General features: G+C 67.1%; 18 protein-coding genes. 12 read left to right on the top strand and 6 right to left on the bottom strand.

The window, feature by feature from the left end:
• Window positions 1-2 precede the first annotated feature (2 nt).
• From fadD3 to ACWEFV_RS30460, 5 genes are read left to right on the top strand one after another with little or no spacing between them, the layout of a single operon-like run.
• Entirely contained in the window at window positions 3-1,556 is a 1,554-nt protein-coding gene (gene fadD3, locus ACWEFV_RS30480; protein WP_135458803.1) for a 3-((3aS,4S,7aS)-7a-methyl-1,5-dioxo-octahydro-1H-inden-4-yl)propanoate--CoA ligase FadD3, read from the top strand.
• Window positions 1,547-2,677 carry an acyl-CoA dehydrogenase family protein gene (locus ACWEFV_RS30475; RefSeq protein ID WP_450072936.1) on the top strand — a complete coding sequence of 377 codons (1,131 nt, stop codon included), beginning with the start codon at window positions 1,547-1,549 and terminating at the stop codon, window positions 2,675-2,677. Before fadD3 ends, ACWEFV_RS30475 begins: the two co-directional genes overlap by 10 nt.
• Window positions 2,674-3,630, top strand: a complete 957-nt coding sequence (locus ACWEFV_RS30470) for an acyl-CoA dehydrogenase family protein (protein ID WP_135458808.1) — start codon at window positions 2,674-2,676, stop codon at window positions 3,628-3,630. Before ACWEFV_RS30475 ends, ACWEFV_RS30470 begins: the two co-directional genes overlap by 4 nt.
• Entirely contained in the window at window positions 3,627-4,562 is a 936-nt protein-coding gene (ipdE2, locus tag ACWEFV_RS30465) for an acyl-CoA dehydrogenase IpdE2 (RefSeq protein WP_450072935.1), read from the top strand. The genes ACWEFV_RS30470 and ipdE2 overlap by 4 nt, the downstream gene beginning before the upstream one ends.
• Window positions 4,563-4,572: 10 nt before the next feature.
• Window positions 4,573-5,730 (top strand): pyridoxal phosphate-dependent aminotransferase, encoded by a 1,158-nt coding sequence (locus tag ACWEFV_RS30460; RefSeq protein ID WP_450072934.1) that lies wholly within the window; start codon window positions 4,573-4,575, stop codon window positions 5,728-5,730.
• 10 nt (window positions 5,731-5,740) lie between these two features.
• Here the strand turns inward: ACWEFV_RS30460 and ACWEFV_RS30455 are convergent, their stop codons facing one another.
• The 5 genes from ACWEFV_RS30455 to ACWEFV_RS30435 form a co-directional block, all read right to left on the bottom strand.
• Window positions 5,741-7,234, bottom strand: coding sequence for an HNH endonuclease signature motif containing protein (locus ACWEFV_RS30455; protein ID WP_450072933.1), 1,494 nt, complete (start codon window positions 7,232-7,234; stop codon window positions 5,741-5,743).
• 96 nt (window positions 7,235-7,330) lie between these two features.
• Window positions 7,331-8,611 (bottom strand): integrase core domain-containing protein, encoded by a 1,281-nt coding sequence (locus ACWEFV_RS30450; protein ID WP_450072932.1) that lies wholly within the window; start codon window positions 8,609-8,611, stop codon window positions 7,331-7,333.
• A gap of 146 nt (window positions 8,612-8,757) precedes the next feature.
• The gene (locus ACWEFV_RS30445; protein WP_450072931.1) at window positions 8,758-10,692 is read right to left on the bottom strand and encodes an acetoacetate--CoA ligase; all 1,935 of its coding nucleotides are present in this window, start codon (window positions 10,690-10,692) and stop codon (window positions 8,758-8,760) included.
• Window positions 10,689-11,435 carry a 3-hydroxybutyrate dehydrogenase gene (locus tag ACWEFV_RS30440; protein ID WP_450072930.1) on the bottom strand — a complete coding sequence of 249 codons (747 nt, stop codon included), beginning with the start codon at window positions 11,433-11,435 and terminating at the stop codon, window positions 10,689-10,691. The genes ACWEFV_RS30445 and ACWEFV_RS30440 overlap by 4 nt, the downstream gene beginning before the upstream one ends.
• Window positions 11,432-12,760, bottom strand: coding sequence for an MFS transporter (locus tag ACWEFV_RS30435; RefSeq protein WP_450072929.1), 1,329 nt, complete (start codon window positions 12,758-12,760; stop codon window positions 11,432-11,434). Before ACWEFV_RS30435 ends, ACWEFV_RS30440 begins: the two co-directional genes overlap by 4 nt.
• Before the next feature lie 116 nt (window positions 12,761-12,876).
• On the opposite strand from ACWEFV_RS30435, the gene ACWEFV_RS30430 reads away from it, so the two are divergent.
• Window positions 12,877-13,788: a LysR family transcriptional regulator gene (locus tag ACWEFV_RS30430; RefSeq protein ID WP_450072928.1), complete on the top strand. Its 912-nt coding sequence runs from the start codon at window positions 12,877-12,879 to the stop codon at window positions 13,786-13,788.
• A 53-nt stretch (window positions 13,789-13,841) separates the two neighbouring features.
• The gene (locus ACWEFV_RS30425) at window positions 13,842-14,612 is read left to right on the top strand and encodes an alpha/beta fold hydrolase (RefSeq protein ID WP_450072974.1); all 771 of its coding nucleotides are present in this window, start codon (window positions 13,842-13,844) and stop codon (window positions 14,610-14,612) included.
• Here the strand turns inward: ACWEFV_RS30425 and ACWEFV_RS30420 are convergent.
• Entirely contained in the window at window positions 14,609-15,169 is a 561-nt protein-coding gene (locus ACWEFV_RS30420; RefSeq protein ID WP_450072927.1) for a TetR family transcriptional regulator, read from the bottom strand. The two genes, ACWEFV_RS30425 and ACWEFV_RS30420, sit on opposite strands and share 4 nt — an antisense overlap.
• A gap of 85 nt (window positions 15,170-15,254) precedes the next feature.
• On the opposite strand from ACWEFV_RS30420, the gene ACWEFV_RS30415 reads away from it, so the two are divergent.
• The 5 genes from ACWEFV_RS30415 (at window position 15,255) to ACWEFV_RS30395 (ending at window position 19,916) form a co-directional block, all read left to right on the top strand.
• Complete coding sequence (locus ACWEFV_RS30415; RefSeq protein ID WP_450072926.1) at window positions 15,255-16,085, top strand: mycofactocin-coupled SDR family oxidoreductase; 831 nt, start codon at window positions 15,255-15,257, stop codon at window positions 16,083-16,085.
• Complete coding sequence (locus ACWEFV_RS30410) at window positions 16,085-16,885, top strand: mycofactocin-coupled SDR family oxidoreductase (protein ID WP_450072925.1); 801 nt, start codon at window positions 16,085-16,087, stop codon at window positions 16,883-16,885. The genes ACWEFV_RS30415 and ACWEFV_RS30410 overlap by 1 nt, the downstream gene beginning before the upstream one ends.
• Window positions 16,882-17,679 carry a carboxymuconolactone decarboxylase family protein gene (locus tag ACWEFV_RS30405; RefSeq protein WP_450072924.1) on the top strand — a complete coding sequence of 266 codons (798 nt, stop codon included), beginning with the start codon at window positions 16,882-16,884 and terminating at the stop codon, window positions 17,677-17,679. Before ACWEFV_RS30410 ends, ACWEFV_RS30405 begins: the two co-directional genes overlap by 4 nt.
• Entirely contained in the window at window positions 17,661-19,052 is a 1,392-nt protein-coding gene (locus ACWEFV_RS30400; RefSeq protein WP_450072923.1) for an aldehyde dehydrogenase family protein, read from the top strand. Before ACWEFV_RS30405 ends, ACWEFV_RS30400 begins: the two co-directional genes overlap by 19 nt.
• Window positions 19,053-19,136: 84 nt before the next feature.
• Window positions 19,137-19,916, top strand: coding sequence for a DeoR/GlpR family DNA-binding transcription regulator (locus ACWEFV_RS30395; RefSeq protein WP_450072922.1), 780 nt, complete (start codon window positions 19,137-19,139; stop codon window positions 19,914-19,916).
• Window positions 19,917-19,952 lie beyond the last annotated feature (36 nt).

The raw sequence follows: 19,952 nt of genomic DNA, 5'->3' as shown, positions 1-19,952 counted from the left end.
CGATGACGAGCGATCGCCGCACCGTTCCAGCGGTGCTGGACCGGGTTGCCGTGCAGTTTTCCGACCATGAAGCCCTGGTCAGTGACGATCAGCGCCTCACCTATTCGGAACTGCGCGCGCACGTACGCCAGGCCGCCGCGGCCATGATCGACCTCGGCGTCGAACCCGGCGACCGGGTGGCGATCTGGTCGCCCAACACCTGGCACTGGGTGGTGGCCTGCCTGGCCACGCACTACGCCGGCGCGCAGATGGTGCCGCTGAACACCCGCTACACCGCCAGCGAGGCCACCGACATCCTGGCCCGCACCGAGGCTCCACTGTTGATCGCCTCGGGCGAGTTCCTCGGCTCCGACCGCGCCGCCGAACTGGATCGCGACGCGCTGCCCGCGTTGCGCCACATCGTGCGGGTGCCGATCGAGAAGCAGGACGGAACGTGGGACGAGTTCGTCGCCCGCGGGGGCGGCGTTGCCGCCATGGATCGAGTCGATGCACGCGCCGCCGCGGTGCAGCCCGACGACGTCTCCGACATCCTGTTCACCTCCGGCACCACAGGACGCAGCAAGGGTGTGCGGTGCGCGCACCGGCAGTCCCTCGACGGATCGGCGGCCTGGGCCGAGTGCGGGCAGGTCACCAGCTCCGACCGCTACCTGTGCATCAACCCGTTCTTCCACAACTTCGGCTACAAGGCCGGCATCCTAGCCTGCCTTCAGACCGGCGCGACGCTGTACCCGGTGCTCACATTCAAGCCCGAGCAGGTGCTGAAAACCATTGCCGAACAGCGTATTACCGTGCTGCCCGGCCCGCCGACCATCTTCCAGACCCTGCTGGACCATCCCACGCGCGCCGACTACGACCTGTCCTCGCTGCGCTTCTCGGTGACCGGCGCCGCCGTCGTCCCGGTGGTCCTGATCGAGCGGATGCAGTCCGAACTCGACATCGACATCGTGCTGACCGCCTACGGGCTGACCGAGGCGGCCGGATTCGGCACCATGTGCCGCGCGCAAGACGACGCCGTCACCGTGGCCACCACCTGCGGCCGTCCCATCGCCGATTTCGAACTGCGCCTGGATGATTCGGGCGAGGTGCTGCTGCGCGGACCCAACGTCATGCTCGGCTACCTCGACGACCCGGAGGCCACCGCAGCGACCATCGACGCCGACGGCTGGCTGCACACCGGCGATATCGGCACGCTCGACGCGCGCGGCAACCTGACCATCACCGACCGCCTCAAGGACATGTACATCAGCGGCGGGTTCAATGTGTACCCGGCCGAGATCGAGCAGGTTCTGGCCCGGTTGGACGGGGTGGCCGAGTCCGCGGTGATCGGCGTGCCCGACGAACGGCTCGGTGAGGTCGGCAAGGCCTACGTTGTGCTCAAGCCCGGCACGACGCTCGACGAGGCCGCCGTGATCGCTTACGCGCGTGAGCATCTGGCGAACTTCAAAGCGCCGCGATCAGTTGAGTTTTTGGATGTGCTGCCGCGAAATCCGGGCGGCAAGGTGATCAAACCGGTGCTGCGCAGCAGAGGGACCCGAGAAGGGGTGCAATGGACCTGACATTCGACGACGAGACCGAGGCCTTCCGGGCCGAGGTCCGCGACTTCCTGACGGCCAACCGGGAGTCCTTCCCGACGAAGTCGTACGACACCCTTGAGGGGTTCGAACAGCACCGCCGCTGGGACAAGGTGCTCTTCGACGCCGGACTGTCGGTGATCGCCTGGCCCAAGGAGTACGGCGGCCGCGACGCCACCCTGCTGCAGTGGGTGGTGTTCGAGGAGGAGTACTTCCACGCCGGCGCGCCCGGCCGGGCCAGCGCCAACGGCACCGCGATGCTGGCGCCGACACTGTTCGCGCACGGCACCGACGAGCAACTCCAGCGCGTGCTGCCGAAGATGGCCAGTGGCGAGGAGATCTGGGCTCAGGCCTGGTCCGAGCCCGAGTCGGGCAGCGACCTGGCCTCGCTGCGCTCGACGGCCACCAAGGTCGACGGCGGCTGGAAGCTCAACGGACAGAAGATCTGGAGCTCACGCGCACCGTTCGGCGAGCGCGGCTTCGGCCTGTTCCGCTCCGACCCAGAGGCACAGCGCCACAAGGGCCTGACCTACTTCATGTTCGACCTCACGGCGCCCGGGATCACCGTGCGCCCGATCGCCCAGTTGGGTGGAGACACCGGTTTCGGCGAGATCTTCCTCGACGACGTGTTCGTGCCGGACAACGATGTGATCGGCGGCGTGCACGAGGGCTGGCGCGCGGCGATGAGCACGTCGAGCAACGAGCGCGGCATGTCGCTGCGCAGCCCGGCCCGCTTCATGGCCCCCGCCGAACGGCTTGTCGCGCAGTGGAAGTCGAACCCCGATCCGGTGTTCACCGACCGCGTCGCGGACGCCTGGATCAAAGCCCAGGCCTACCGGCTGCACACCTTCGGCACCGTCACCCGGCTGGCCAACGGCGGTGAGCTGGGCGCCGAGTCCTCGGTGACCAAGGTGTTCTGGTCCGACCTGGACGTCGCCCTGCACCAGACCGCACTGGACCTGCAGGGTCCCGACGCCGAGTTGGTTGATCACTGGACCGAAGGTCTGCTGTTCGCGCTGGGCGGCCCGATCTACGCCGGCACCAACGAGATCCAGCGCAACATCATTGCCGAGCGCCTTCTTGGCCTGCCCCGGGAGCCGAAGTGAACTTCGAGATTGACGAACAGCAGCGAGACTTCGCGGCCAGCATCGACGCGGCGCTCGGCGCCGCTGATGTCCCGGCCGCCGTGCGCGCCTGGGGTGACGGGGACACCGCACCCGGCCGCAAGGTGTGGGCACAGCTGACCGACCTCGGGGTGACCGCACTGCTGGTGCCCGAGAAGTACGACGGCATCGAGGCCCACCCGGTCGACCTCGTCGTCGCCCTGGAGCGATTGGGCTACTGGGCCGTACCCGGTCCGGTGACCGAATCCATCGCCGTCGCACCGATTCTGCTCGCCGATGACGAGCGGGCGGGAGCACTGGCCTCCGGCGAGCTGATCGCCACCGTCGCCATGCCTCCGCAGGTGCCGCGTGCCGTCAACGCCGACGTCGCAGGCCTGACCCTGCTGGCCACCGACGGTCAGGTGGGTGACGCCACCGTCGGCGCTGCACACGATTCCGTCGACCCGTCCCGAAAGCTGTTCGACGTCACGGCATCTGGTGACACCCAGTCCGCCGACACCGCGCGGGCCTACGAGTTCGGTGTCCTGGCGACCGCCGCCCAACTGGTCGGCGCCGGGCAGGCCATGCTCGACCAGTCCGTCGAATACGCCAAGCAGCGCACCCAGTTCGGCCGAATCATCGGCTCGTACCAGGCCATCAAGCACAAGCTGGCCGACGTGCTCATCGCCGTCGAACTGGCCCGGCCGCTGGTCTACGGCGCGGCACTGTCGCTGGCCGAGGGGTCACCCGACACCGCACGTGACATCAGCGCCGCCAAGGTGGCCGCCGCCGACGCCGCGCTGCTGGCCGCCCGCTCTGCGCTGCAGACCCACGGGGCCATCGGGTTCACCCAGGAACACGACCTGTCCCTGTCACTGCTGCGCGTACAGGCATTGCGCAGCGCCTGGGGCGATCCCACTCTGCACCGTCGTCGACTGCTGGAGGTCCTCTCGTGAGTGAAGAACGGCAACTGCTGCGCGAAACCGTCGCCGCGTTGGTGGACAAGCACGCCTCCCCCGAGGCCGTGCGTGCGGCGATGGAATCCGAACGCGGCTACGACGAGAAGCTGTGGAGCCTGCTGTGTGAGCAGGTCGGCGCTGCCGCTCTGGTGGTCCCGGAGGAACTGGGCGGCGCCGGAGGCGAACTCGCCGATGCCGCAGTGGTTCTCGAAGAGCTCGGCAAGGCCCTGGTGCCGACCCCGTTGCTCGGCACCACGCTTGCTGAAATCGCCCTGCTGGCCGTCGACGATCACGAGCCGCTCGAAGGGCTGGCCGAAGGCGCGTCCATCGGCACCGTGGCGTTCGACGCCGACTACGTCATCAACGGTGATGTGGCCGATGTCGTCATCGCCGCCGACGGGGAGAACCTGACCCGCTGGACCACGTTCACGGCCACCCCGAAATCCACCATGGATCTGACCCGCCGGCTGTCCGCGGTGATCCCGGGTGACACCGTCGTCCTCGGCGCCGATCCCGGCCTGGCCGACACCGCCGCCCTGCTGATGGCCGCCGAGCAGATCGGTGCCGCGTCACGCTGCCTGGACCTCACGGTCGCCTACACCAAGGACCGGGTGCAGTTCGGACGTGCGATCGGCAGCTTCCAAGCCCTCAAGCACCGGATGGCTGACCTGTACGTCAAGGTGTCCTCGGCGCGCGCCGTCGTCAACGACGCCATCGCCGCTCCGTCGCCCACCACGGCTTCCCTGGCCCGCTACTTCGCCAGTGAGGCGCTGTCGGCGGTGGCCGCCGAGGCGGTCCAGCTGCACGGCGGTATCGCCATCACCTGGGAGAGCGACATCCAGCTGTACTTCAAGCGGGCGCACGGCAGCGCCCAGCTGCTGGGGCCGCCGCGCGAGCAGCTGCGCCGGCTCGAAGCCGAAGTGTTCTAGCCTCCAGGACATGACTGATCACGTCGCACTGCGAGCCGGGATTCCGCCGTTCCACGTCATGGATGTGTGGCTGGCCGCGGACGAACGCCAGCGCACGCACGGCGACCTGGTCAACCTGTCCGCCGGGCAGCCCAGTGCCGGGGCACCGACGGCGGTGCGCGACGCCGCCGTCGCCGCGCTGAACCAGGGCTCGCTCGGTTACACCGTCGCGCTCGGTCTCCCCGAGCTGCGCGCCGAGATCGCCGCGTCGTACCGCAAGTACGGCGTCGAGGTCGGCGTCGACGAGGTGGTGCTCACCACCGGATCGTCGGGCGGATTCCTGCTGACCTTCCTGGCATGTTTCGACGCCGGCGATCGGGTGGCGATCGCCAGCCCGGGCTACCCCTGTTACCGGAACATCCTCACTGCGCTGGGCTGTGAGGTGGTCGAGATCCCGTGCGGCCCCGAGACCCGGTTCCAGCCGACGGTCGCGATGCTCGAGGCGCTCGATCCCCCGGTGGCCGGTGTGATCGTCGCCAGCCCGGCCAACCCGACCGGCACCGTCATTCCGCCCGCCGAGTTGGCCGCCATCGCGACGTGGTGTGACAACTCCGGTGTGCGGTTGATCAGCGACGAGGTCTACCACGGCCTGGTCTACCCCGGCGCGCCCGAGACCAGCTGCGCGTGGGAGACCTCGCGCAATGCCGTTGTGGTCAACAGCTTCTCGAAGTACTTCGCGATGACCGGGTGGCGGCTGGGCTGGCTGCTGGTGCCCACCGGACTGCAGCGCGCGGTCGACCGGCTCACCGGCAACTTCACCATCTGCCCGCCCGCGCTGGCCCAGCATGCCGCGGTCGCCGCGTTCACCCCGGAGTCACTGGCCGAGGCCGACGGCCTGCTCTCGCACTACGGCGACAACCGCACGCTGCTGCTGGACGGGCTGCGCGGCATCGGCATCGACCGGCTTGCCCCGACCGACGGCGCCTTCTATGTGTACGCCGATGTCAGCCAGTACACCGACGACTCCTTGGCCTGGTGCTCGAAGCTCTTGACCGACACCGGAGTCGCCATCGCGCCCGGGATCGACTTCGACACCGTGCGCGGCGGCTCCTATGTCCGGCTGTCCTTCGCCGGGCCGACCAGCGATATCGAAGAGGCGCTGCGCCGGATCGGTGCGTGGTTGGGCTGACGCCCGTCCCTCAGAAGGGTGGGGGTGGTCCGTATTCTTCGGCGAGCCAGGCCTGATATTGGCGTTCGATTTCGAGGTCGTTGTTGAGTTCTGCGCGTAGCCGTCGTTCGGCGTTGATCCGGTCTCGGCGGTCCTGCTCGCGGGTTTGGCGGCGGGTCGGCATCCTCGCGCCCCGGTTCGGGTGGTGGGCCGGCGGTTCGGGGAGGTTCAGCTCCCCGGTCGGCTGCGCCAGCGTCGGGAACATCCCCGCGCCGTGCGGTTCAGTGGTGTAGGTGTGCCCGGTGGGCCCGGTGAATTCGACAGTGCCATCGGGCAATTGACGGTCCGACCAGCCCGCGCAGAACGTCTTGACCAAGTGGTGGGCGCGGCAGTAGAGCTTGGCGTTCGACGGATGCGTCGGACCCAGCGGGTAGGGCATCGTGTGGTCGATGTCGCAGCGCTCGACCGGGGCGTCACAGCCAGGGAACCGGCACGTCAGATCGCGCCAGCGGATGAACTCCGAGAGCGCCACCGACGGGCGATACCCGGGCTCAGACCCATCGGAGTCGGTGGGTTGAGTTTGTTCGGTGGCTTCGGCGGGCTCGTCCGGTTTTCCCGCCTTGGCCTGCCCGGTGGGCACGTGCAGTGGCTTGAGTTTCGCGGTGGCCGCGAGGTCGCGCACCGACTCGGCGGGCAAGATCCCGTGCCCCGGTAGATATCCCGGATCATCCGAAGTGCCATCGACGGTAGCCCGATCGGCCAGCACATGAACCACCGCCGCATCGGCCGCCGCCCGCTTCTGCGCGGCCGGGCACTCGTCACGACCACACCGGCACGGCAGTTGGGCTTCCAACCGAGCCAACGGCCCCACCGCATCCGCGCGACGCTGCTCACGGGTCCGCGGATCATGCTCACACACCGTCGCCGCCAGCGCGTCCAGACGCTGATCCAACGCTGCCCCGTCGACGGCATCCAGGTTGGCCCACACCGATGCCATCCCGGGGCTGCCCGCCTCGACCTGCACGAACCGTTCCTCAGCCACATCCGGGGGCACCCGCACCCCATTCGGATCCAGCTTGGCGATCCACTGATCCACCCGGTCCCGCAACTGCCGCTGCGAGAACCGCATCCACCGATGTGCCCGCGCCGCCAGTTCGGCATCCAACCCGGCCCACACTGCAGGATCCACGATGCCGGTGCGGGCAATGATCGTGCACACCACCCGATAGTCGATATCCCCAACCGCGAACCGTGCCGCCACCTGGGGCAGCTTGTCCCGCAACACCCGAGCATGATGAACCTGAGTCCCGGCCCGACCCCGACTGATCCGCAACGCCGCCGACACCTCCGCGGCGACCTCCTCGAACGGATCAGTCCGCCACAAAATGGACTCGGCCAGCTCCCGTTCCCGCAGAGTGTCCAACGCCCCGATCGCGGCCAACCGGCCCGCGATCGCCCCCGACTCCGCCCGCGCACCGGCACTGATCCTGTCGATCAGCTCCGCATCGGAATCGATATCGAACATACGTTCGAGTATGCCACCACCCACCGACAACTTTGGTGTGATGTCTCAGGACATCGGTGACGGTTCTGCATCAGGACATGGGTGACGGTTGGTGTATCAGGACTTCGGTGACGGTTGTGGGTTGCTTGGGCGGGTTCCTGGAGGTCGGCCGTTGCCGACGTATCGGATGCCGGGTGCGGGTCGGGTGTGCTCGGTGAGGACCTCACCGTGTAGGTCGGTGATGATGATGGTGTCGCCGGTGTTGACAACGAGGACCTGCTGGAATGCAAGGTCTACGTCGACCTTGTAGTGCACGCGGTCCAGGCCGATGGTGCCGGAGGTGGTCACGGTTCTCACACACGTGTTGGCGGGCAGGTCGGCGGGTGGCTGTGGTCGAGGGCGTTGGTATCGGCTGGGGACGCGCGCGTAGACGGGCCGGTCAGGTTTGGGTCGGGGTGGATCAGCCTTGGGCGTCGCTTCCCATGCGATCAGGGGTGTGATGCGCCCCGGCAGCCCTTGGTGGGGGCGCTCGGTGTTGTAGATGTGGTCGAACGCGTCGACCTGGGCTTGCAGTTCGTCGAGTGTCTCGGCGAGGGGCTGTTTGTCGAGGTAGCGAAACAGGGTCTGGTGGAAGCGTTCATTCTTGCCCTGAGTGGTGGGCTTGTAGGGCTTGCCGGTGATCGCCTCCACACCCAGAGCGCCAACGTGGGCGACGAGTTGGCCGACCACTCCGCGCCGGGACGGGTTCAGTGCGAGCCCGTTGTCTGTCAGCAGTCGTTGAGGTACCCCGTGGGCGGCAATAGCCTTGTCCACCACCGTGATCGCGGCCGTGACAGTCTCGCCGGCGGCGACGTGGGAGGCGACCGCGTAGCGGGAGTGGTCATCGATGAGCTGAAAGATCACGCACTTACGGCCGCCGCTGAGCACGTACTCGGTGGCATCCAGTTGCCAACACGCATTCGGGGTCGGATACACAAACCGCCGCCACGCCGAGCGGGGCTTTTTCTTCGGCTCAAGACGAGCCACGCCAGCCTCACGGAAGATGCGTGCCAGCGACGCCGTGGACGGGACCAGTGGCAGGTCCATCGCGTGCATCTTCTCGTGCACGCTGATCGGCCCGTGATCTAGGCCGGAGGTCTCCAGGGCGGCACGCACCGCCACCGCCTGTTGCCTGACGTCGTCGGTCAGCTTCGATGGGCTCGTCTTCGGTCGTCGGGTCCTGGGTTCGAGCACCGCGGCCGGTCCGTCGGTCTTGGCGCGGTGTCGCAACGCGTAGAACGACTTTCGAGAGATGCCGTGCTCGGCGCAGAACGTCGACACCGCCCCGCGAGGTGCATCATCAGGCCACTGCGAGATGGCTAGGCGAACACGCGGATCGATGGGTTCATTAACGGCCACCGCCAAAGCCTGGGGCCAGAAGTGTCACCACCAAGACCACCGGAACCGTCACCGATGTCCTGATGTAGAACTGTCACCGATGTCCTGATAGATAACACACCGACAACTTTGGACAGATCGAACGTGCCGGTACCGGACCACACCACCTACCGCTTGACGGCCGCGTACCAATCCAGCAGATCCGGGTTGTCCACCGCGCTGCGCTCGACCACCTTGGCCGCGTCCGCACCCTGGAACAGCTTCTTGATCGGAACCTCGAGCTTCTTGCCCGTGCGGGTGTGCGGAATGCCCGGGGCGACGAGGATGTCGTCGGGCACATGCCGTGGCGACACCTCGGTACGAATGGTCTGAATAATCTTGTCCCGCACCGCATCATTGAGCTCGACGCCCTCGGCCAGCACCACGAACAACGGCATCCAATAGCCGCCGTCAGGCTGTTCGGCCCCGATCACCAGCGCCTCGGCGATCTCGGGCAACCGCTCCACCGACTGGTAGATGTCGGCGCTGCCCATGCGGATGCCGTTGCGGTTCAGCGTGGAGTCCGACCGGCCGTGCACGACGACGCTGTCGTGGTCGGTGATGGTGATCCAGTCACCATGGCGCCACACTCCGGGGAACATCTCGAAATAGGCGTCGCGGTAACGGGATCCGTCAGCGTCGTTCCAGAACGCGATCGGCATCGAGGGCAGCGGCTTGGTGATCACCAGCTCACCGACCTCGCCGCGCACGGGATTACCGGATTCATCCCAGGCGTCCACTGCCGCCCCGAGGTAGCGGGCCGACAACTCACCCGGCCACACCGGCACTGTCGGCACACCGCCGATGAACGCCGACACCACGTCGGTGCCGCCGCTGATCGAGGCGACCTGCACCCGCTCGCCGACGTTGTCGCGCAGCCACAACGCCGACGATGGCGGCAGCGACGATCCGGTGATGCCCACGGTCCTCAGCGCCGACAGGTCGTGCTCTTCACGGGGTACCGCACCGGCCTTCGCGCAGGCCAGCACGTAACCGGGGCTGGTGCCCAGGACCGTCGCACGGACGGTGGCCGCGATGTGCCACAGTGCGTCGGCCGTCGGGTAGGTAGGGCTGCCCTCGTAACAGACGATGGTGGCCCCGACCAGCAGGCCGGCCACCTGGAAGTTCCACATCATCCAGCTCGGGCTGGTGTACCAGAAGAAGGTGTCGTCACGACCGATGTCGGACTGCAGCGACACCGCTTTGAGGTGTTCGAGCAGCACGCCGCCGTGGCCGTGCATGATCCCCTTGGGCAGCCCGGTGGTACCCGACGAGTACAGGACCCACAGCGGGTGATCGAAATCGACCGGTGTCGTGACCAATTCGGCCCTACCGGCAGTCGCGGACTCCCAGTCCAGCCAATCGTCACGGGCCGCACCCAGTCGTGACACCAGCACCGAGGCCTTCAACGTGGGCAGGCCCTCGCGCACGGCGGCGATGTCGGCGCTCTTGTCGTGCGACTTGCCCCCGAATTGATAGCCGTCGGCGGTCAGCAGCACGGTCGGCTCCAACTGGCCGAGCCGGTCCAGGGCCGCCTTGGCGGTGTAGTCCTGGCCGCAGGCACTCCAGATCGCACCGATGCTCGCGGTCGCCAGGAACGCGATGATGGCCTCGGCGATGTTCGGTAGGTAGCCGACCACGCGGTCCCCCGGCTGCACACCGAGTGACCGCAGGGTGTGCGCGAAAGCTGCGGTACGACGCAACAATTCAGCCCAGGACAGCTCGGTGACTGCACCGCCTTCGGCGACGGTGAGGATGGCCGGACGATCGGTCCGGGCCTGGCGGGCCACCTGGTCGACGTAGTTGAGCCGGGCACCGGGGAACCAGCGCACGCCCGGCATCGCATCGCCGACGAGCACCTGCTCCGGCCGCTCGCCGAGGTCGAAGTAATCCCACAGCGCGCCCCAGAACGCCGTCGGATCATCGACGGACCACTGCCACAGGCTCTGGTAGTCAGGCGCGCTGATTCCGGCGCGGGATTCCACGAACCGGGCGAAGTCCGTGACCCGAGCGGCCGCGACGCCTTCCGGCGACGGTTCCCATTGAGCTTCCGTTGTGGTCATCTTGCGCTCCACCCACCATCCATCGTGTACGACGCCCCGGTCACCATCCGGGCGTTCGGCGACGCCAGCCAACCTACCAACGCGCCTACCTCTTCCGGCTCGACCAATTGCTTGACCGCGCTCTCCTTGAGCAGCACCTCGGCCAGCACGTCCGGCTCGGGAATGCCGTGGATGCGGGCCTGATCGGCGATCTGTTTGGTGACCAGCGGAGTGCGCACATAGCCGGGGTTGACGCAGTTGCTGGTCACCCCGTGCGGCCCGCCCTCCAGGGCGGTCACCTTCGACAACCCCTCCAGCGCATGCTTGGCGGTGACGTAGCCGGACTTGAACTCCGAGGCGCGCAGACCGTGCACCGAGGAGATGTTCACGACGCGGCCGAACCCCTGCGCGTACATGTGCGGCAGGGCGGCGCGGATCAGCAGGAACGGCACCTCGACCATCAACGCCAGCAGCATCCGGAATTTCTCGGGCGGGAAATCCTGGATCGGATGGATGCTCTGCACCCCGGCGTTGTTCACCAGGATGTCGCAGTCCAGCTGCAGCGTTTCCAGCGCCGACACATCGAGAAGGTCCACCGCCCAGGGCTTTCCGCCGATCTCAGCGGCGACGGCCTCGGCTCCCACCGCGTCGACGTCGGCCACCGTGACCACGGCCCCGCGGGACGCGAGCTCACGCGCACAGGCCGCACCGATCCCGCTGGCAGCACCGGTGACCAGGGCGCTACGGCCGGCCAGCTCACTCATGCCGCGGCCCGTTCCAAGTCAGCAGCATCGATGTCGGCCAGGTCGACACCCTTGGTCTCGCGGGTGAACGCCAACGCGATCAGCGTCACCAATGCGGCCAGCGCGAGGTACACCGCGATCGGAACCGAGGAGGCGTAGGTCTTCAACAACCAGACCGCGATGATCGGCGCCAGCGACCCGGCGGCGATCGAGGTGACCTGATACCCGAGGGAGACACCGGAATACCGCATCCGGGTGGGGAACATCTCGGACATCAGCGCGGGCTGCGGCGCATACATCAGAGCATGGATCACCAGACCCAGAGTGATGGCCGCGATCACCGGCAGATACTGGCCGCTGTCCATCATCGGGTAGGCGAAGAAGCCCCAGCAGGCCGCGCCGACGGCACCGAGGAAGTACACCGGCTTCCGCCCGTAACGGTCCGACAGGGCCCCGACGGTCGGGATGGCCGCGAGGTGCACCGTGTGGGCGATGAGCAGCCACCACAGGATGTCGCTGGTGTCGGAATGCACGTGCTCCTTGAGATAGGTGATCGAGAACGTGACCACCAGGTAGTACATGATGTTCTCGCCGAAGCGCAGACCCATCGCGGTGAACACCCCGCGCGGATAGCGCTTGACCACCTCGATCGCGCTGAACGAGCTGGCCTTGATCTGTTCGGCTTCCTGTTGGGCCGCAACGAAAATCGGAGCGTCGGTCACCTTGGTGCGGATGTAGTAGCCGATCAGCACCACCACAGCCGACAGCCAGAACGCCACGCGCCAACCCCAGGACAGGAACGCGTCGGCACTGAGCAGTCCGTTGAGTAGCAGCAGCACCACGGTGGCCAGCATGTTGCCCACCGGCACGCCGGCCTGCGGCCAGCTGGCCCAGAATCCGCGGGACTGGTTCGGGCTGTGCTCGGCCACGAGCAGCACGGCACCACCCCACTCGCCGCCCACTGCGAAGCCCTGCAGGAACCGCAGGACCACCAGCAGGATCGGCGCCAGGTAGCCGATCTGCGCGTAGGTCGGCAGGCAGCCCATCAGGAACGTGGCCAGGCCGACAAGTATCAGGCTGAACTGAAGCAGCTTCTTGCGGCCGAACTTGTCGCCGTAGTGGCCGAACACGATGCCGCCGAGCGGACGGGCCAGGAAGCCGATGGCATACGTAGCGAAGGCCGCCATGATGGCGTCAAGGTCGTTGCCACCCTGCGGGAAGAACAACTTGTTGAACACCAGCGTGGCGGCGGTTCCGTACAGGAAGAACTCGTACCACTCGACCACCGTGCCAGCCATCGAGGCGGCGACGACGCGGCGCAGACCGGTCGCATTGGGCGCGCTCATCTGCGGTTCTCCTCATGACGTGACTGTGATGTGACTGACAGCTTTCGTGAGTATTCATGCACGCCGAACCCTCCGCAATGGGTAAAACCGCACCGTCAGTCTGCAAAAATGCAGAGATGGACGGTGCGCAAAGGCCTGGCCGCCCCAGCGCGGACGATCTACTCGTCCTGCTGGCCGTCGGCCGCTCCGGTCGCTACACCGCCGCGGCCGATGAGCTGGGCATCAACCACACCACGATCTCGCGGCGCATCGCCGCGCTCGAGCAGGCCATCGGGGGCCGGGTACTGACCCGAGCCGGTGGCGGATGGGAACTCACCGACCTCGGCCGCGAGGCGCTCGCCGCCGCCGAGGCCGTCGAGTCCGCGGTATCCACGTTGAGCACCACCGGCGCCCGGCAACTCGAGGGCGTGGTCCGGATCTCGGCGACCGACGGCTTCAGCGCCTACATCGCCGCGCCCGCGGCGGCCCAGGTGCAACGTCGGCACCCTCGCCTGACCGTCGAAATCGTGACCGCCACCCGCCGCGCCTCCCAACAGCGGTCGAGCCTCGACCTCGAGATCGTCGTGGGCGCACCCCAGGTCCGGCGTGCCGAGGCGATCCGCCTCGGTGACTACTGCCTGGGCCTGTACGGTGCGCGTTCCTATCTCGCCGAACACGGCACCCCTTCCGACATCGCCGGTCTGGCCCGGTTTCCGTTGGTCTACTTCATCGATTCGATGCTGCAGGTCGACGATCTCGACATGGCCAGCAGCTTTGCGCCGGCCATGCACGAGTCGGTGACGTCCACCAACGTGTTCGTCCACGTCGAGGCCACCCGCGCCGCGGCCGGACTGGGCCTGCTGCCGTGTTTCATGGCCGACCGGCACGAGGATCTGGTGCGGGTGCTGCCCGCAGAACTGACGGTTCGGTTGAGCTATTGGCTGGTGGCCCGGGCTGAAACGCTGCGCCGCCCGGTGGTGGCCGCCGTGGTCGAGGCGATCCAGGATCGGATGACCGACCAACACGAGGTGCTGCTCGGCATTCGCTGACCCGATGAGAAGAATCCTTGCGGTCCGGCCCCGATATTGCTGCAGTGAGCGGTATGCCATTCATCGAGCACGATCGCGGGCAGGCCTACTACCGGCACTGGGCCGCATCCGAACCCCGCGCAGCCGTCGTCTTCCTGCACGGGTTCGGTGAACACACCGGGGTCTACCACCGGTACGGCTTCGCGCTCAACGCCGCGGGCATCGACCTGTGGGCGGTCGACCAGTTCGGGCACGGCCTGACCCCGGGCACCCGGGGCGACTTCGGCAGCATCGAGGACAGCTCAGGACTCGCCGAGGCACTGACCGCCCTCGCCGAGCAGGAGACACCCGGCATACCGCTGGTGGCACAAGGGCATTCGTTCGGCTCGGTGGTGACCCTGTTCCGGCTACTCGGCCAACCCGACCGGTACCTGGCGGGCATCATCTCCGGTGCCCCGTTGGTTCCGATCCCCGAAATGCTCGATGCGGACACCGATTTGGACCTCGACCCGAACTGGCTGTCGTCCGATCCGTTCTACCTGGATGCCCTGGAGAACGATCCGCTGGCCTTCGTCGACGCCGACGGGGCCGCGCTCACCCGCGAGCTGGACCGGGCCTGGGACCGGTTCGGCTCCGAGCTGCCCAAACTCACGGTGCCAACCCTGGCCCTGCACGGTTCGGCCGACGTCATCGCCCCGGCCGGCGCGGTCGAGGCATACGCAGAACAGATAGAACCCCTGCAGTTCAAGGAATTTGCCGGTGGTCGCCACGACATCCTCAACGAGTCCGTCCACCGCGAGGTCGCCGCGGACATCGTGGAGTTCATCGGCGCTCACATCGGCTAGCGCGCAGCCTCATACCCCGCCGTGAGCCAGTAGATGGTCCGATCGAGGCTGGGCAGGATCTCGGTGATGGCGATCTCGCCCGCGGTGAAGCGGCCGACCAGACCGAACACCAGGCTGGTCACGATGGTGTCGAGATCGTGGACGAATGCCTCGTCCACCCCGGTCAGGATGGACCGACCCGTGGGTACGACGATATCGAGGCCCCGGCGCACCAGGCGGTCCCCGCCCGGCGCCGCCCTGGCCCGCGAGTATGCCCTGAGCATGTCGGGGTGCTTCTCCCACGGCTCGAAGATGGTGCGGAACATCCGCATCAGCGCCTCGTAGAGGGACTCCTCCGACTCACGCACCTGCCCGGCCACTCCCGAGTACCGGTTCTCGGCCATCCAGGAATCCAGCGCGGCCAGGATCAACTCGTCGCGCGTCGCGTAACGCTTGTAGATCGTGGCCAGTGAGGTCTTGGCCCGGCGTGCCACCTCACGCAGTTGCACCCCTTCATAGCCCTCGGTCTCAAGGAGGTCCACGACGATGTCGAGGATCCGATCACGTTCAGCTGCCACTTTGAGAACACCCTTGCCGCCGGAGAGTAACCACGTTACCGTACCGCTGTAACACGGTTACAGCCATTCGGCGAAGCGAGGATCAATGGGAAATCTGGACGGAAAAGTCGCCTTCATCACCGGGGTAGCCCGGGGCCAGGGCCGCAGCCATGCGGTGACACTCGCCGGCGAAGGCGCGGCAATCATCGGTGTGGACATCTGCGCCAATATCCCATCCAACGGCTATCCGATGGCCAGCCGCCAGGAGCTCGACGAGACGGTCGCCCTGGTCGAGGCCGCCGGCGGCAAGATGGTCGCCACGGTCGCCGACGTCCGCGATTTCCATGCGCTCAAAGCCGCACTCGACGCGGGCGTCGAGCAGTTCGGGCGCCTGGACATCGTGCTCGCCAACGCGGGTATCGCCACGATGGCCTTCCGCGAGCTGACCATCGAAGAAGACCTCGATATGTGGAACGACGTGATCGACGTCAACCTCGTCGGCTCGTTTCACACCGCCAAGGCCGCGATCCCCCACTTGATCGAGGGCGGGCGCGGTGGATCGATCGTCTTCACCAGTTCGACCGCCGGACTGCGCGGCTTCGGTGGGCTCCAGGGCGGAGGCCTAGGCTACGCGGCATCCAAGCACGGCATCGTCGGGCTGATGCGCACCCTGTCCAATGCCCTTGCCCCACACAGCATCAGGGTCAACTCGGTGCATCCCACCGCGGTCAACACCATGATGGCGGTCAACCCGGCGATGACGGCGTTCCTGGAGAACTACCCCGACGGCGGTCCACATCTGCAGAACCCGATGCCGGTGTCATTGCTGGAGCCGCAGGACATCAGCGCGACCATCAGCTACCTGGTGTCCGACGCTGCCCGCTACGTCACCGGAGTCACCCTCCCCGTCGACGCCGGCTTCACGAACAAACTCTGATGGGGCGGGTCACCGGCAAGCGCGTGCTGATCACCGGCGCAGCACGTGGCATGGGCCGAAGCCATGCCGTACGCCTCGCCGAGGAAGGCGCCGACCTTATCCTCATCGACATCTGCGAGTCGCTGCCGGAGGTGGAATACCCCCTGGCCACCCGCGACGATCTCGACGAAACCGCCAGCCTGGTCAGGGAACTCGGCCGTCAGGCACTGACCTATGTGGTCGACGTGCGCGACGGTGCGGCATTGAGCGCCGCGGTCGCCGAGGGAGTGGCAGTGCTCGGCGGTCTGGAGGCCTCGGTTGCCAACGCCGGGGTTCTGACCGCGGGCACCTGGGACACCACCACCGCGGAGCAGTGGCGCACCGTCGTGGACGTGAACCTGATCGGCACCTGGAACACCTGCGCAGCCGCACTGCCGCATCTGGTGGAACGCGGCGGCAGCCTGATCAATGTCAGTTCGGTGGCGGGGCTCAAGGGCTCACCGCTGCACACGCCCTACACGGCATCCAAACACGGTGTGGTCGGCCTCAGCCGCGCCCTGGCCAATGAGCTTGCCGCGGTGAACGTTCGGGTCAACACCGTGCATCCCACCGGAGTCGCCACCGGGTTGCGGCCGGACAGCCTGCACACCCTGCTCCACGAGACTCGTCAAGACCTGGGTCCGATCTTCCAGAATGCGCTGCCGATCCAGATGACCGAGGCGCTGGACATCAGCAATGCGGTGCTTTTCCTGATCTCCGACGAAGCCCGGCACGTCACCGGCCTGGAGTTCAAGATCGACGCCGGGGTGACGATCCGATGACCGCATCCGACACCCGGGCCGAGCGCGGCAGGCGCGAATTCGCCGAGGTGATGACGTTCACGGCCCCCGAGGACGATTCTCCTGCGACCGCCAACCTCATCGACTTCGTGTTCGCCGAGGTATGGCCGCGGGCCGCCTTGAGCCGCCGGGATCGGCGATTCGTCACGCTGCCGTGCGTCGCTGCGGCCGATGCCGACGGGCCGTTGCGCGACCACGTGTACGCCGCACTCAACAGCGGCGATGTCTCCATCGTCGAAATGCGGGAAACCGTCCTGCATTTCGCGGTGTACGCCGGGTGGCCCAAGGCCTCACGGTTCAACATCATGGTCGACGAACAGTGGGACCGAATCCACCGCGAACGTGGGCTGACACCACCCGAGCCGAATCCGCTCCTGCCGCTGACCACACCGAGCGATCCGGAGGAGCGGCTGGTCTGCGGGGAGCAGTCTTTCCGGGACATCAACTGCATCCCGTTCGCCCCGACCCGCGACAACCCGTACTCCGGGGCAGGCATCCTCAACTTCGTGTTCGGGGAGATGTGGCTGCGTCCCGGACTGGGCATGAAGGAACGCCGCCTGGTGACGGTGGCATGCGTGGCGTTCCAGGACGCGCCGCTGCCGATCCTGAGCCACGTCTATGCCGCGCTCAAGAGCCGCGACGTCTCGTTCGAGGAAATGGATGAGCTGGCACTGCATTTCGCGGCCTACTACGGATGGCCCAAGGCGGCCAACCTCAACCAGGTGATCGGCGAACAGAAGCAGCGGGTGTTGCAGGAATGGGAAGCCGAGGCGTGATCTTCGAGCACATCTACCCGGCCACCGGCCAACCGAACGGAACCGTAGTGCTGGCCGGTGCCAGCGAGATCGACAACGCGGTGCAAGCGGCGACCAAAGCGCAGCGGCAATGGGTCTCGCTCACCGCCGACCGACGCCGGGACCTGCTGATCGACCTGGCCGACGTCGTGCACGAGCACCTCGACGAGCTCGCGAAACTCAACGTGGCCGACTACGCGGTGCCGATCTCGTTCGCGGGCACCGCAGTCCTCCTCGAACGCTTCCTGCGACATTTCGCGGGCTACGCCGACAAACCGCACGGGGTGACGACTCCAGTCAGCGGGTCGTTCGACATCAACCTCGTCGAACGCGAGCCGTACGGCGTCGTCGGCGTCATCACGCCGTGGAACGGTGCCCTGGTCGTCACCGGATCGTGTGTCGCCCCGGCTCTGGCAGCCGGCAATGCCGTCGTCCTCAAACCCTCGGAACTCGCCCCGTTCGCGGCGCTGCGTTTCGGCGAGCTGTGCGTCGAGGCGGGATTGCCCGAGGGCCTGGTGGCCGTCGTCCCAGCCGATGCCGAGGGTGGCGACGCCCTGGTGCGTCATCGAGGTATCGGCAAGATCGCCTTCACCGGCGGTGGGGTGACCGCACGCAAGGTGCTGCAAGCTGCCGCAACGAATCTGACGCCGGTGGTGACCGAGCTGGGCGGCAAATCAGCCAACATCATCTTCGCCGATGCCGACCTGGACCTGGCCGCATCGCTGTCGGCACATCAGGGCCCGCTCATGCAATCAGGCCAGAGCTGCGCGTGCGCGAGCCGGATACTCGTCCATGATGCGGTCTACGACGAATTTCTCGAGAAGTTCCTCGGCATCGTCGGCGCGGCCCGCATCGGTGACCCGATGGATCCCGCGACCACGTTCGGGCCGGTGATCAGCCAGGCGGCCGCCGAGCGGATCCTGGCCGCCGTCGATACCGCCGTGTCCAGCGGGGCGGGCGAATTGTTGTTGGGCGGCAAGCGGATCGATGGCGACGGCTACTACGTCGAGCCGACCGTGTTCGGCGGCGTCGACAACGCCTCGGAACTCGCGCAGCTGGAGACCTTCGGGCCGGTGGTCTCGGTGATGAGATTCCGCGACGAGGACGAGGCCGTGCAGATCGCCAACGACACCCCGTACGGCCTGAACGCATTTGTTCAGACGACGGATCTCAACCGCGCGCACCGAGTGGCCCGTCGACTCGAGTCCGGTTCGGTGTGGATCAACCAGTTCAGCCAGATCTCGCCGCAGGGACCGTACGGCGGCTACAAGCAGAGTGGCTCGGGCCGTACTGGCGGTATCGAAGGCCTCCACGAGTTCCAGCAGGTGAAGAACATCCGGATCGCTGTGCGCTGATTTCCCGGCTCCGGTTGACGTGAGCCAGACAACACTCCACAATAACCGTCATGAACGGTCAGAAATCCACATCGACGGTCAGCCGTGCTGCCGGTTGAGCGTCATGAGGCGATCGTCGAAGCGGTAGGCACAGAGCAGGCGATCAGTACGGACGAACTCGTCCGCCGCCTCGGGGTATCAGCCGAAACCGTCCGCCGCGACCTGGCTTTTCTCGAAGAACGCGGCGCCCTGCGCCGAGTCCACGGCGGCGCCGCTGCAGTCGCCGATCACCGCCCGATCGAGCCCTCCTACTCCGAGCGCACGATGATCCGCCACCAGGCGAAAGCCCAGCTGGCCCGGGTGGCGGCGGGCCTGCTCGAGAACGGGCAGACCGTGATCATCGACATCGGGACCACCGCCGTCGCCGTCGCCCATGCCATCCCCCGCGGGTTCACCGGCACCGTGATCACCCCGTCACTGCCCGTCGCGGTGGAGTTGGCCGACCGCCCCGGAATCGAGCTGCTGCTGGCCGGCGGACGGGTCCGGGCCGGTGACCTGGCCTGCTCGAACGCACACACCAAGTCCTTCTTCAACGATGTCTACGCCGATATCGCCCTGCTCGGCTCCGGCGGTGTGGACGCCGCGGCCGGGCTCACCGACTTTCATCTCGACGAGATCGACGTGCGCCGCACGATCATCGCCAACAGCGCGCGCAGCTTCATCCTCGCCGACTCCTCCAAGCTCGGACAGGTAGCGCCCTATCGGGTGTGCGATCTGAGCGCCGTCAACGGACTGATCACCGACCAGAACACCGACCCGGCCGTTGCAGCGGCTTTCGCGGAGACAGGAGGTGTGGTCATGCCGGCGCGTCCGGCAAGCGCCTGAAACGGGTGCGGGCGACGTTGCAGCGTCGCCCGCGGA

The sequence above is a fragment of the Mycobacterium sp. NPDC004974 genome (assembly GCF_053600815.1).
This window is presented reverse-complemented; position numbering and strand designations above follow the sequence as displayed.